The following is a 14,127-nucleotide window of genomic DNA, read 5'->3' as shown; positions in this document are numbered from 1 at the left end:
GCGGGCCCGCTTTTAAACTGTGCGTCAACAATTGGCGGCTAAAGGGCAGACAAGCCAAAGGAGTTATCATGACCACATCCAGCGGGCTAAATTTTTTTAATTGGCACGATCCAAAGATAAAGACACTGCATATCACCTGGTTTGCATTTTTCCTCACGTTCGTCGTGTGGTTCAGCCATGCGCCGCTGATGGTCTTTATCAAGGAGGCTTTCGATCTCAGCAGCCAGCAGGTAAAGGCGCTGCTGATCCTCAACGTGGCACTGACCATCCCGGCGCGCATCGTGATCGGCATGCTGGTGGACAGGTTCGGGCCGCGCCTGGTGTACAGCGGGCTGCTGGTAACGTCATCCGTTATCTGCCTGGGTTTCGCCACCGCAGACAGTTACCGGGCCCTGGCCCTGTTCCGCTTCCTGCTTGGATTTGTGGGCGCAGGCTTTGTGATCGGTATCCGCATGGTAGGCGAGTGGTTCCCAGCCCGGCAGGTGGGGCTCGCCGAGGGCATTTACGGCGGCTGGGGTAATTTCGGTTCCGCTGCCGGTGCCATGACCCTGCCCGCGGTGGCGCTGATGTTCGGCGGTGAAGACGGCTGGCGCTATGCGCTGGGACTAACCGGTGTCGTCGCCGGCCTGTACGGCCTTCTCTACTATCGCATCGCGCGCGATACCCCCAAGGGTTCCACCTATTTCAAACCCCGGAAGAGTGGCGGACTGGAAGTCAGCAGCAAAAGAGACCTCTATTTCTATCTGGCGATGAACGTCCCCATGTACCTGGCCCTGGCCATCCTCGCATACAAACTGTCTCCCGCCGGCGTCGGCCTGCTGTCCGGGAGCACTACCTATATTCTGTGGATATTGCTGGCAGTCCTCTTCGCCTTCCAGACCCGGCAGATCTGGCTGGTAAACAGGGAACACTTGCAGCAGGGCGTGCCGGAGCTGGAGAAATACCAATTCAAGCAGGTGGCCATTCTCGACCTGGCCTACTTCGTCACCTTCGGCTCCGAGCTCGCGGTGGTGTCCATGCTGCCTTTGTTTTTCCTTGAGACATTCTCCGGTGTCAGCGCAGTCGAGGCGGGCCTGCTGGCCTCCGGTTTCGCTTTTATGAACCTGGTCTCCCGCCCCACCGGCGGCCACTTCAGCGATAAGCTGGGGCGGCGCCGCAGCCTGATGTTCCTGATTTCCGGGCTGGCCGTCGGCTATCTGGTACTGAGCCAGATCGACAGTGGCTGGTGGATATCCCTGGCTGTGCTCGCGACTATGGCCTGTTCCTTCTTCGTGCAGGCTGGGGAAGGTGCGGTATTTGCGATAGTGCCACTGATCAAACGCCGTATGACAGGACAGATCGCGGGCATGGCTGGTGCCTACGGCAATGTGGGTGCAGTCACCTATCTCACCGCCTTGTCCTATGTGGACTACAGCACTTTCTTCCTGATCATCGCCGCCTCCGCCGCGCTGGTCGTTTTCGCCTGTGCGTTTATCGAGGAGCCCAGGGGCAAGATCGCGGAAGTGCTGCCCGATGGCACGGTGCAGCTGATCAGCGTGGAGTGATCCGACTCCATGGCCGCGCCGGTGACCAACAGTACTGCCACAGAGAGCGAACAACTCGGACGGCTGCAACTGGCCGCGGGTATTTGCAGCCGCGCCGGGAGCAAGCCGCAAAACGAGGATTCGGCGGTTTTCCACTGGCCGGCGGACCCGCATCTGCAGGAGTACCTGGGCGCCCTGGCCGCAGTGGCGGACGGGGTCAGTTCCGCCGAGGCCGGCGCCCTGGCCAGCCGTATGGCCACCAGCCAGTTTGTCGGCGACTACTACAGCGCGCCGGACACCTGGTCCGCCGCGCGTGCGGGGCAACGGGCGCTCGCCTCCATCAACAGCAAACTCTACCGCAGCAGCCACGAATACTCCCGGGAGGAAAAAGGTTTTCTTTGCACTTTTTCCGCTCTGGTTTTCAAGTCCCGCACTGCCCACTTTTTCCATATTGGCGACAGCCGCATCCAGCTGTTGAGGGGTGGCAAACTGGAGTGCGTGACCCGCGATCACAGCGTCGCCCTCGGGCACCGCCAGAGTATGCTGTCCCGGGCCCTGGGCATGGACACAGGGCTGCAGGTGGATTACGGCAGGATCACAATGGAGCGGGACGACCGCTTTCTACTGACCAGCGACGGGGTGCACGATTTTCTTCCCTGGGAAGTCCTGGTGGACATCCTGCAGCGTGAAGAACTGGAAGAGCGCGAAATGGCCGAAACCCTGGTGCGCCTCGCCGAAGAAAACGGCAGTGACGACAACCTGACAGCGGTGGTCGTTTCGGTCCGCGGCCTTCCGGATGCGACCCTGGATGAATACAGCCACAAGATCGCACGCCTGCCTTTTCCCCCGCCGCTGACCCCGGGAATGATCCTGGATGGCTTTGCTGTCGAGCGGGAAATTTTTTCTTCACAGCGCAGCCAGCTCTACCTGGTGCGGGACACCCACACCGGGTCGGCACTGGTAATGAAAACCCCCTCGGTCAACTACGAAGACGATATCCACTATATCGACCGCTTCGTGCAGGAAGAGTGGATAGGCCTGCGTATCCACAGCGAGCGGGTGGTACGCGTATTTCGCCAGAAGCGGCCCAGAACTGCGCTCTATTACCTGATGGAGTATATCGAAGGCTGCACCCTGGAAACCTGGATTGAGCGCCACCGCTTTCCGAAACCGGCGGAGGCATTCCGTATCGTCAGGCAGATCGCCGAGGGACTGCAAGCCTTCCATGACCGGGAAACCATCCACCAGGACCTCAAGCCCGCCAACATCATGATCGACGGAAAGGGTGGGGTTAAAATCGTGGATTTCGGTTCCGTGTATGTGGCGGGCAGCGCGGAAATTTTCCGTCCACTGGAACATCCCGGAGCGCTGGGCACCGCTTCCTATTCGGACCCCCACTACCTGATGGGCCGCAACACGGCGATCCAGGGCGACATTTATGCCCTGGCCACTATCGCCTACGAGATGTTTACCGGCGAGCTGCCCTATGGCGAAGAGATCAATGAATGCCGCTCCCTGGTGGACTACGAGCAATTGCGCTACCGCAGTGCGCGACAGTTCAACCCGATCATACCCATCTGGTTCGATCGCGCCCTGGAGCGGGGTTGTTCAATGGACCTGGAGAAACGCTATCACACGGTCGACGGGCTTATCACCGACCTGGGTAATCCCAATCCGGACTACCTGCGCGACGATCCGGAAGATTACCGCAATCGGGGCGCCTACCTCTTCTGGAAGATTCTTTCCGGGTTGTGGATAGTTACCCTGCTGTCGGTGCTGGCGCTTTTCTATACCAGTCGCTAGTTAAGCAGAGGTTCCCTTGTAGGATGGGCAAAGGAGCGAAGCGGCGTGCCCATCTTCCAAGGCCTTGATGGGCACGCTACGCTTTGCCCATCCTACAGGGGCCGCTTAACTTGGTGCCATTCAGCTTAGAATTCAATGGCTCCAAGCTTGATGCGAAGGGATGTCACGGCGTGTCCCGGCCGGCTCGGCATTAACTTCACCCGCTGCGGGCAATAATCTCAAAGCCGGGGCGGTCGCACCAATAACCGTCAACACCCCGCGGCAACAGGCCGGAATCCGGCTCGCCTCTGCGCGCGCTATCGAAGGCGGAAATCACCTGCTCCATCTGCTGCCTCTGCGGCGACAGGCGCAGACTATCGACACCGATATCGCACAGTTGATCGTAGTGGCGTAGCAAGTTGACCGGCTCCCCGGACAGGGTCTGGATGCCGTTAATCACAAACAGTTCACTTCCCTCCTGGGATTCCAGCGGTAGTCCATGGGGATGTTCGATGCAACGGTTGGCACAGTTGTCTTTGTCCAGCCCCAGGTGCCGGGCGGTGAAACAGCGCGCGGAATACGCCAGCGGCATATGGCCATAGGCGAACAGTTCGACTTCGGGTTTGCGTTTACAGGAATCCAGCAGCTCACCTAATTGCCGCCCGCTCATCTCCACCGGCACTGTCCAGCGTACCAGACCGAGGGAAGCCAGATGTGCGAGGGCGTGCTGGTTATAAATATTGATTGCCGGGCCGCAGGCAAACGGCAACCCCGCCTCCGACAGCAGCTGTATCGCCGACAGATCGTTGGCCTCCACCAACAGCTTTCCGTTGTCGCAGACCTTCCTGACCCAGTTCAGATCCGCTCCGGATTCCAACAGCGTCAATGTGGAGAGCACCACCTGCTTGTCCGAAACTTCGGCCAGGGTATGGGCGAGTTCAATCCATTCCGCCGCGCGCAATTCCTTGCGCTTGCCGCACACCGCTTCCCCGAGGTAGAGGATGTCCAGGGGTGTGGACAGCATCTCTTCATAAAATTGGTTGATGTCGTTTCGTGCCCAGTAGTACTGCACGGGGCCCAGGGCCAGCTGCATATCGGTTTCTCTCTATTTTCTCTACTGCCACGGACGGTCATAGGCGCCCAGGGTGGTCTGCTTGCCTTCGGAGTTCTTTGCCAGCGTTTCCTTCCAGCGCTCCCTTACCGAGAAACCACCGCCCTCTTCCATCACTGCGTCGATGGCTTCGCGCCAGGTGCGCACCACCTGTGCCACATAGGCCGGACTGCGCTGCCGGCCCTCCAGCTTGATAGCGCCGATCCCCGCCTCCCTGAGCGCGGGCAGCAGCGCCATGCTGTTGAGACTCACCGGCTCCTCGAGGGAGTGCTGGCGTTTGCCCTCCACCACAAAACGCCCCTTGCACAAAGTGGGATAACCCGCGTGTTCATCCGGCGCGAAATGATCGATCAGCACGCCGTTGAGCCGCGCGTCCATACCGCTCTCCGTGGGCCGCCACTGCACCGCTTTGGCAGGGGAGCAAACACCGTTCATATTGGGCGACTCCCCGGTGATATAGGAACTCAGATGGCAGCGGCCTTCGGCCATAATGCACAGGCTTCCGAATCCGAATACCTCCAGTTCCACCGGGCTCCCGGCCGCCAGTTGCTGCACCTGCTTCAGCGAGAGCACCCGCGGCAGTACCGCGCGGCGGATGCCGAACTGCTGCCGATAAAATTCGAGGGCGGTGGCGCTTGTGGCCGATGCCTGCACCGACAGGTGCAGCGGCAACTGCGGATACTTGTCCCGGACATAGCCCATCAGCCCGATATCCGCGACGATGACTGCGTCGGCGGAGAGGTCCGCGGCGCGATCCACCGCCGCCTGCCAGCGGGCGAAATTGCCGGGTTGCGCATAGGTATTGATGGCCACGAACAGGCGCCGGCCGCGGCTCCGTATCCGCTCCAGGGCGCGCAGCGCATTTTTGTCGTCGAAGTTCAAACCGCCAAAATGACGCGCGTTGGTCTCATCGTTGAATCCGATATAGACGGCGTCGGCGCCGTTGTCGATGGCGGCTTCCAGTGCCGGCAGGCCGCCGGCGGGACATATGAGTTCCATAGGTTTTCCATTTATTTTGCGTTGGCATCTGCCAGCGCCCCGACGATCAGCACCAGCCAGCGCTGCGCCCTTTGCGGGAGGCGGCTCCGGTCGATCGCATCCAGGCGGTTTTTGGCCGTCAATCCGAGTTCGGTATCACCGCTGATACTGAGCCGGCGGTGAAAGAACAGCGTGTCCGGATCTTCCCTGCCGCTGGCGATGGCCAGAAAGTCCGCGGCTTTTGCCGCGATGGTGGCATCGGTAATTGCACTCGCCGGTGCGCGCACGAAATGCGCGCCGCGTTTTCCTATGCGCAGGCTGATGCGAAAATCAATGACCGCAATCTCCAATACCCGCCCTTCGAGAAAATCGAACCCGCCCTCCTCCAGCTCTTCGGCCAGCTGGGTGTTGAGAAACTTCATCAGAGCCAGTTCACCCGGCCACTTGGGCAGTACCGGCAGCAGCCGGCAGCCGAGCCGGTAACCTCCGCGGGAAATGGACTTGCGAATGGACGCCATAACTATCTCCATTTAGGAAGGTCCCGAACAAGTAAACTTTCGTCACTTCGGCGAAGTCTGGAAGCCAGGAATCTGGACCCGCTTTCGCCGGGATGACGACTTGTTCGGGCTTTCCTTGGCAGTGCCACAACAGGGGCTGGTTTACTCCGACAGGGCGGAGATTCTGGGAAGGATCACCGAGTTCCAGATTCTCTCGACTTCCTCCGGGTCTGGGTCTTCGTGCATGTTTTTGCGTACGCCTTCCGTGGAGAGGTCTATATGCAGCTCTGGCTCTATGCCGTGACGTTGCAGACAGTTGTTGGCACAGTGCAGCGGGCAACCATCCAGTACGATTTTGGGGCGATCGGACTTTGCTGTTTTTACCAGTGAGCGCACATCGCCACCCACGCCGGCGATGCAGGACATTTCCGCCATTTTTTCCCGGTCGAGCAGCACCGCCAGGGCATTGGTGAGCTGCGCGGCGCTGGAACAGCCGGAGCAGGCGTAGACCAGCGGTAAGTGCCTATATGGATTTTTCGCTGCCATCTGTATTCCTCCCGGAAAAGCGTGCGGCCACTCACCGATCAATGCGCCCAGTCCCGCATCGAAAGTAAATCGATGCCCGTGATGCGGGCGTGGGATACCAGGTCCAGCAGGTAGCCCCGTATCATTCGTCGGCGCAGAGACTCCTGGAGCTGCTGTGCAATCTCTTCTTTCACCATTTCGAATCCCAATGGCCGCCCCGGCTCGAACTGCTCCACATAAATCAGATGCAGCCCATAGGCACTGGCCACTGGCTCCGACACCAGACCGACGCCGTGGCCGAACACTGCTTCTTCGAACTCCGGAACCGTATCCCCCGGGCCCACCTGGCCCAGACTGCCGCCGGAATCCTTCGACGAGCACCGGGAATGGCTGCCGGCAAGCTGCGCGAAGCACTTTAGTGGGTCGGCAGACTGCTCGACCTGCCGCAACAGGGACTCTGCCAGCTGCCGAATGCGATGCGCTTCTTCGCCGTCATCGCCCGGGGCCTGCAGCAGGATATGGCGCACCTCGGCCAGCGGCGGCGAAGTGAATTGCTCCCGGTGCTGACAGTAATACTCCAGGCAACTGGTGCGGCCGGGTTTGGGAACCGGCACTTCCAGCTGCAACAGCTTGTCCACCGCCGTATCAAAGGCGACACTTCCCGGCAGTGTTTCCCGGTCACAGAGTCCCTGTGCCCGGGCGCGCTGGCTCAGAAGTTCTCCCAGAACCAGGGAGCGGGCCGCGTTGAAAATTGCCTCTGCCGGCGTGGCGGCCGGGTGGTACTGCATCTCCCTGTATACTTGTTGCGGGGATATCTCCCGACCGTTGACACAAATCGTTTGCAGAAGATCGGGACGGTCCCCGTCCCGATCTGAAGCCAGTAAACCGTTCATAGTCAGCCCTGTAGGTGATTCCCCGATCAAACCCGACGGGCGCCTCTCGCCCGTACGACCTGGTAGTTGCGGCCCAGGTACTGCACCGGCAGACTCCAGACGTGTACCAGGCGGCTGAAGGGGAACAGCAGGAATAGCGTCATGCCCAGAAATATATGCAGCTTGTAAATGACGTTCACGTCGCTGATCGCGGCCACTGCGTCGGACGCATTGAAGGTGACAATGGACTGTGCCCAGGTCATCAATTGGAGCATGACCGCGCCGTCCATATGCCCGGCGGAGACGAAGATGCTCAACAAGCCGAGTATCAACTGCACGTACAGCAACAGCAGTATGGTGATATCCATTGTCGAGGACGTGGCGCGCACACGGGGGTTGGTCAAACGGCGGTGGATCAGGATGGTCATGCCGACAAAGCAGATGACCCCGAAGAGGCCACCGGCGATCATCGCCAGCGCCTGCTTGGTGGATGCCTCAACCCCCAGTAGATGCCACACCGCCTTGGGGGTCAGCAGGCCCACAAAGTGCCCGGCGAGTATCGCGATTATTCCCACATGAAAAAGATAGCTGCCCAGGCGCAGCTTCTTCTTTTCCAGCAGCTGACTGGAGCCGGTACGCCAAGTGTACTGATCCCGGTCGTAGCGAATCAGGCTTCCCACCAGGAAGACGGTGAGCGCTACGAAGGGATAGATCCCGAACAAAAGCGTATTAAAATAGTTCATCATTTACTCCTCACCCAGGTGTCGCACTGTTCCGACCTTCATCTGCCCAGACGATGGGCTCCTCTCCCATAAACTGCGCCGCAGCCGAGCGCCGTATACTCTGGTCGCAACTGCCACCCGCGGAAAAGGAGACGGCCTCCTCCTCCCAGATTTTGTCCAGGGCTTCCGGCGTATCGTCTCGCTCCTCCTTGGATACCACCTCCGCGAGCGCCGTCATATCCACATTGAGATCGATCAACTCCAGCAGGCCGGTCAATAGGTGCGCGTAAACGGATTCCTTTTGCCTGAGCCGGGCGGACAAGAGTGCCAGTACATGTGCTATCTGCTCCAGCCATTCCCGTGCCGCTGTTTCCTGGGTCGCGCAGAACTCCAGGTAGGTGGGCAGGTAATCCGGCAGCTCCCGTTCCGACAGCTCCAGGCCCGCCTCCCGGTAGTGCTTGAGCAGTTCCACCATGGCCTGCCCGCGATCGCGGGACTCGCCATAAATATGTTCGAAGATATGCAGGGACACGGCGCGCCCTCGCTCAAACAGACCCTCGTATTCGCTCTGCCAGTCGAGGAGATCCCGCTGTCGCTGGTATTCGATGAAACGCAGGATACTTTCCCGCACTTCGCCATTTAGTTCGTCTGCCTGCTCCACCCAGCGGGTGAGTTCCGGCAGGCTTTTTGCCAGATCTTCATCCGGATAGTCCAACAGGTGCGATATCAGCTGAAGTATTTTCATTGGTTTCTCCGCTTACTCCACATTCTTCGCCGGGATAACCTGGCGAACGGCGGGGTTTTTGCCTCCGAAAATATTGACCGAATCGTTTCCGGTACTGCATCCGTTGCCGAAACTGAAGCCACAGGAGGATTTCATATCGTAGGCGTTTTCCGCATAGGAGCGGTGACTCGAGGGAACGACAAAGCGATCCTCGTAATTTGCCAGGGCCATGTAGCGGTACATTTCCTCGATCTGCTGTACCGTCAGACCAACCCGCTCCAGCAGCTGGCGGTCCTGCACTCCCTCGAGGTGCACCGAGCGCATATAGGCGCGCATGGCGATCATGCGTTCCAGCGCGCGTTCCACCGGCGCTTCATCGCCGGCGGTAAGCATGTTGGCGAGATATTTCAACGGAATGCGCAGGCTCTTGAGGTCCGGGATATCGCCGCTCATGCCCACATGGCCGGCCTCGGCGGCGGACTGGATCGGCGACAGCGGTGGCACATACCAGACCATTGGCAGGGTGCGGTACTCCGGGTGCAGAGGCAGCGCCACCCGCCAGTCGATCGCCATCTTGTACACCGGTGACTGCTGGGCCGCGTCGATCCACGCCTGGGGAATACCCTCGGCGAGGGCGGCCTCCTGCACTTTGGGATCGGCCGGGTCCAGGAAAATATCGCACTGCGCCCGGTAAAGATCCTGTTCGTTTTCCACCGCGGCGGCCTCCTCGATGCGATCCGCGTCGTACAGCAGCACGCCGAGATAGCGAATGCGGCCGACACAGGTCTCGGAGCAGATAGTGGGTTGCCCGGACTCGATGCGCGGATAACAGAAGATGCACTTCTCGGATTTTCCGGTTTTCCAGTTGTAGTAGATTTTCTTGTAGGGGCACCCGGAGACGCACATGCGCCAGCCGCGACACTTGTCCTGGTCGATCAGGACAATGCCGTCCTCCTCCCGTTTGTAGATGGCACCGCTGGGGCAGGACGCCACGCAGGCCGGGTTGAGGCAGTGCTCACACAGGCGCGGCAGGTACATCATGAAGGTATTTTCGAACTCTCCGTATATCTCCGCCTGCACCTGGTCGAAATTCTTGTCCTTTTTGCGCTTCTCGAACTCGGTACCGAGAATTTCCTCCCAGTTGGGACCCCATTCGATCTTTTCCATGCGCTCGCCGGTGATCAGCGAACGGGGGCGCGCTACCGGCTGGTGCTTTTTCTGAGGTGACTGGTGCAGATTCTGGTAGTCGAAATCGAACGGCTCGTAGTAGTCGTCGATCTCGGGCATTTCCGGGTTGCCGAAGATATTGGCCAGCACCCGGTGTTTGCCACCCTGGCGGGGTTGCAGTTTGCCGTTTTTCCCGCGCTCCCAGCCACCTTTGTATTTGTCCTGGTTCTCCCACTCCTTGGGGTAGCCGATGCCCGGCTTGGTTTCCACGTTGTTGAACCACGCGTATTCCACCCCTTCCCGGGAGGTCCATACGTTTTTACAGGTTACCGAGCAGGTGTGACAGCCGATGCACTTGTCGAGGTTCAGCACCATGCCGATTTGCGCTCTTACTTTCACTCTGACGCCCCCCCTGCAACCTCTGTTACCTTGGCATCTTCGCCATCCAGCCAGTCAACTTTGTTCATCTTTCTCACAATAACAAACTCGTCCCGATTACAGCCGACGGTGCCGTAGTAATTGAAACCGTAGGATTGCTGGGCATAACCACCGATCATATGGGTGGGCTTCATCACTGCGCGGGTAACGGAATTGTGGATGCCGCCCCGGGTTCCGGTGGTTTCCGCTCCCGGGGTGTTCACGATCCGCTCCTGAGCGTGGTACATCATCGCCATTCCCTCCGGAACCCGCTGGGAGACCACTGCGCGGGCGGCGATAGCGCCGTTGACGTTGAAGATCTCTATCCAGTCGTTGTCTTCCACGCCCGCCAGCTTCGCATCCCTTTCGCTCATCCACACGATGGGGCCGCCGCGGGAGAGCGTCAGCATCAGCAGGTTGTCGGAATAGGTGCTGTGGATGCCCCACTTCTGGTGCGGCGTGATCCAGTTGAGCAGGATCTCTTTGTTGCCGTTGGATTTCCTGTTCAGCACCGGCTCCACGGTTTTGAGATTGACCGGCGGCTTGTAGACGCAAAGGGTCTCGCCGAAGTCACGCATCCATTCATGGTCCTGGTAGAACTGCTGGCGGCCGGTGATGGTGCGCCAGGGAATATACTCGTGCACGTTGGTGTAACCGGCGTTGTAGCTCACATGCTCATCTTCCAGCCCGGACCAGGTGGGGGAGGAAATGATCTTGCGCGGTTGCGCGACAATATCGTTGAAGCGGATCTTTTCCTCTTCTTTTGGCCTGGCGAGGTGAGTGTGGTCGCGACCGGTGATTTCGCCGAGCGCTGCCCAGGCCTTTACCGCTACCTGACCGTTGGTTTCCGGCGCCAGGGAGAGAATCATTTCCGCCGCGTCGATGGCGGTTTCTATTTTTGCGCGGCCATCCCGTGCGGAATCCTCGTTATAGGTGCGATTGAGTTTTTTCAGGAAGTCCACTTCCTTATCGGTATTCCAGGAAATCCCCTTGCCGCCGTTACCGAGTTTTTCCAGCAACGGGCCGATGGATGTGAAGCGGTTGTAAGTGTTGGGGTAATCCCGCTCCACCGGGATCATGCTGGGGGCGGTCACGCCCGGAACCAAGTCGCACTCGCCCTTCCACCAGGCTTTCACCCCGAACGGCTGGGCGATTTCCGCGGGGGTATCGTGGTGAATCGGCAGGGTCACCAGGTCGGTTTCCACTCCCAGGTGCCCCTCGGTAAGTTCAGAGAATTTCTTTGCGATGCCCTTGAAGATTTCCCAGTCGGAACGCGCCTGCCAGGCGGGGTCCACCGCCCTGGTCAGGGGGTGAATAAACGGATGCATATCCGAAGTATTCATGTCGTCCTTTTCATACCAGGTGGCAGTGGGCAGGACGATATCGGAGTACAGGCAGGTGGTGGACATACGGAAATCCAGGGTTACCAGCAGGTCCACCTTGCCTTCGCTGGGCGTGTCGTGCCATGCGACATCCTCCGGCTTTTTGCCACCGGACTCGCCCAGGTCCACACCCATCAGGCCGTGCCGGGTGCCCAGCAGGTGACGCAACATATATTCGTGCCCCTTGCCGGAGGAACCCAACAGGTTGGAGCGCCAGATAAACAGGTTGCGCGGAAAGTTCTGCGGGTTGTCCGGGTCCTGGTTGGCAAACTTCAGTTCGCCGCTCTCGAGCTGCTGCACGACGTAGTCTTTCAGGTCCATACCCGCGGCGGCGGCTTCGCTAGCCAGCCGCAGCGGATTCGTACCCAGCTGCGGAGCCGACGGCAGCCATCCCATGCGCTCGGCGCGGCTGTTGAAGTCGATAATGGAGCCGCTCCATTTTTCCCTGTCCGCCAGCGGGGAAATGACTTCGCTCATCTCGAGCTTTTCGTAGCGCCACTGGCTGGAGTGATTGTAGAAAAAGGAAGTGCCGTTCATGTGGCGCGGCGGACGCTGCCAGTCCAGGGCAAACGCCAGCGGCGTCCACCCGGTCTGCGGGCGCAGTTTTTCCTGGCCAACGTAGTGCGCCCAGCCTCCGCCACTCTGACCCACGCAGCCACACAGCATCAGCATGTTGATCAGGCCGCGGTAGTTCATATCCATGTGATACCAGTGATTCAATGCCGCCCCCACGATCACCATGGAGCGCCCGCGGGTCTTGTCCGCGGTGGTGGCAAATTCCCGTGCAACGCGGATCACGTCCTCGGGCCTGACGCCGGTGATGGCCTGCTGCCAGGCGGGGGTGTAGGGCTTGTCCTCATCGTAACTGTGGGCGCAGTTTGGATCGTCCAGCCCGTGCTCGACACCGTAGTTGGCGAGGGTGAGATCGTAGACGCTGGCCACTAAAATGGTGTTGCCATCCGCGCTGGTGATTTTTTTCACCGGGACTTTGTAGTCGATCACTTCGCTGTGGTTTGTGTGCTGGAAGTAATCGTATTCGTGGGCCTGGCCGCCGAAATAGGGGAAGGCCACTTTGACCACTTCGTCGGCACAGTCCCTGAGGCTCAGCTTCAATTTCAGTTCGGACCCGTCCCCGCCATCCCGCTGCTCGAGGTTCCACTTGCCCTGCCCTTCCTTTGCCGAGGGCTCGCCCCAGCGGTAGCCCACGGACCCGTTGGGGGAGACCAGGCGGCCGTCGTCGTTGACGGCAATGGTTTTCCATTCCGGGTTATTGTCCTGGCCCAGATTGTCGGCCAGATCCGAGGCGCGCAGGAAGCGCCCCTGCACCAGCCTGCCGTCTTTTTCCTCCAGGGTCACCAGCATGGGCATATCGGTGTAGGTGCGCACATACTCGGTGAAGTAGGCGCTGGGTTTGTCCACGTGGAATTCCTTCAGGATCACGTGGCCAAAGGCCATGGCCAAGGCGGCGTCGGTGCCCTGGCGCGGCGCCAGCCAGGTATCGCCGAACTTGGAGCACTCGGAATAATCCGAGGTGATCACACAGGTCTTGGCGCCCTTGTAGCGCACTTCACTGAGGAAATGGGCGTCCGGCGTCCGGGTCTGGGGTACGTTGGAGCCCCACACGATCAGGTAATTGGAGTTGTACCAGTCGGCGGATTCCGGCACGTCGGTCTGCTCGCCCCAAACCTGCGGCGAGGCCGGCGGCAGGTCGCAATACCAGTCGTAGAAGCTCAGGCAGTTGCCGCCTATCAGGGACAGGTAGCGGGCACCCGCGGCGTAGGACACCATGGACATGGCGGGAATCGGGGAAAATCCGCTTACCCGGTCCGGGCCATAGGTTTTGGTGGTGTACACATTAGACGCGGCGATCAGTTCGTTCACCTCATTCCATTCGATGCGCACGAAGCCGCCCATGCCGCGGCACTCCTTGTAGGACCTGGCTTTTTCCGGGTCTTCGACGATACTGGCCCATGCGTCCACCGGATCGGCGTGCTGCAGCCTGGCCTGGCGCCAGAGCTGTACCAGGCGCTTGCGGATTTTCGGGTACTTGAGGCGGTTGGCCGAGTACATGTACCAGGAATAGCTGGCGCCGCGCGGGCAGCCCCTGGGCTCGTGGTTGGGGAGATCCGGGCGCGTGCGCGGGTAGTCGGTCTGCTGGGTCTCCCAGGTGACCAGCCCGTCTTTTACGTAGATTTTCCAGCTGCAGGAGCCGGTACAGTTCACCCCATGGGTGGAGCGCACAATTTTGTCGAACTGCCAGCGGCGGCGATAACCGTCCTCCCAGCTGCGGTCGTCCCAGGTTTTTTCACCGTGGCCGTCCGCAAAAGGCTCTTTGCGTTTTTTGAAATATTTCAGTCGGTCCAGAAAGTGGCTCATGCTTTACTCCGAGACGAAAATGCCGGTGTCTTGCCGTGGATGAAAGCAATA

Annotated in this window: 11 protein-coding genes; 2 read left to right on the top strand and 9 right to left on the bottom strand. The window is 59.8% G+C overall.

Annotation, left to right across the window (positions count from 1 at the left end):
- The first annotated feature begins 68 nt into the window (after positions 1 to 68).
- Both PP263_RS05330 and PP263_RS05325 read left to right on the top strand, forming a co-directional pair.
- Positions 69 to 1,544, top strand: a complete 1,476-nt coding sequence (locus tag PP263_RS05330; RefSeq protein WP_308367331.1) for a NarK family nitrate/nitrite MFS transporter — start codon at positions 69 to 71, stop codon at positions 1,542 to 1,544.
- Between the two features lie 9 nt (positions 1,545 to 1,553).
- Entirely contained in the window at positions 1,554 to 3,326 is a 1,773-nt protein-coding gene (locus PP263_RS05325) for a bifunctional protein-serine/threonine kinase/phosphatase (RefSeq protein ID WP_308367330.1), read from the top strand.
- A gap of 196 nt (positions 3,327 to 3,522) precedes the next feature.
- Here the strand turns inward: PP263_RS05325 and PP263_RS05320 are convergent, their stop codons facing one another.
- The 9 genes from PP263_RS05320 to PP263_RS05280 form a co-directional block, all read right to left on the bottom strand.
- A complete protein-coding gene (locus PP263_RS05320; protein ID WP_308367329.1) occupies positions 3,523 to 4,398 on the bottom strand; it encodes a U32 family peptidase in 876 nt (291 codons plus the stop codon).
- Between the two features lie 21 nt (positions 4,399 to 4,419).
- Positions 4,420 to 5,415, bottom strand: a complete 996-nt coding sequence (locus tag PP263_RS05315; RefSeq protein ID WP_308367328.1) for a peptidase U32 family protein — start codon at positions 5,413 to 5,415, stop codon at positions 4,420 to 4,422.
- An 11-nt stretch (positions 5,416 to 5,426) separates the two neighbouring features.
- On the bottom strand, positions 5,427 to 5,912 hold the full coding sequence (locus PP263_RS05310; protein WP_308367327.1) for an SCP2 sterol-binding domain-containing protein: 486 nt from the start codon (positions 5,910 to 5,912) through the stop codon (positions 5,427 to 5,429).
- 141 nt (positions 5,913 to 6,053) lie between these two features.
- Positions 6,054 to 6,437, bottom strand: coding sequence for a putative zinc-binding protein (locus PP263_RS05305; RefSeq protein WP_308367325.1), 384 nt, complete (start codon positions 6,435 to 6,437; stop codon positions 6,054 to 6,056).
- 38 nt (positions 6,438 to 6,475) lie between these two features.
- Complete coding sequence (locus tag PP263_RS05300; RefSeq protein WP_308367324.1) at positions 6,476 to 7,309, bottom strand: peptidylprolyl isomerase; 834 nt, start codon at positions 7,307 to 7,309, stop codon at positions 6,476 to 6,478.
- Positions 7,310 to 7,335: 26 nt separating this feature from the next.
- On the bottom strand, positions 7,336 to 8,034 hold the full coding sequence (narI, locus tag PP263_RS05295; RefSeq protein WP_308367323.1) for a respiratory nitrate reductase subunit gamma: 699 nt from the start codon (positions 8,032 to 8,034) through the stop codon (positions 7,336 to 7,338).
- Positions 8,035 to 8,041: 7 nt separating this feature from the next.
- On the bottom strand, positions 8,042 to 8,755 hold the full coding sequence (gene narJ / locus PP263_RS05290) for a nitrate reductase molybdenum cofactor assembly chaperone (RefSeq protein WP_308367322.1): 714 nt from the start codon (positions 8,753 to 8,755) through the stop codon (positions 8,042 to 8,044).
- 12 nt (positions 8,756 to 8,767) lie between these two features.
- Positions 8,768 to 10,300, bottom strand: a complete 1,533-nt coding sequence (gene narH, locus PP263_RS05285) for a nitrate reductase subunit beta (RefSeq protein WP_308367321.1) — start codon at positions 10,298 to 10,300, stop codon at positions 8,768 to 8,770.
- A complete protein-coding gene (locus tag PP263_RS05280; protein WP_308367320.1) occupies positions 10,297 to 14,076 on the bottom strand; it encodes a nitrate reductase subunit alpha in 3,780 nt (1,259 codons plus the stop codon). Before PP263_RS05280 ends, narH begins: the two co-directional genes overlap by 4 nt.
- Positions 14,077 to 14,127: the final 51 nt, after the last annotated feature.

The sequence above is a fragment of the Microbulbifer sp. TB1203 genome, assembly GCF_030997045.1.
Classification (GTDB): domain Bacteria; phylum Pseudomonadota; class Gammaproteobacteria; order Pseudomonadales; family Cellvibrionaceae; genus Microbulbifer.
Note: the sequence above shows the minus strand (reverse complement) of the source record. Positions and strands in the feature narration are given on the sequence as shown.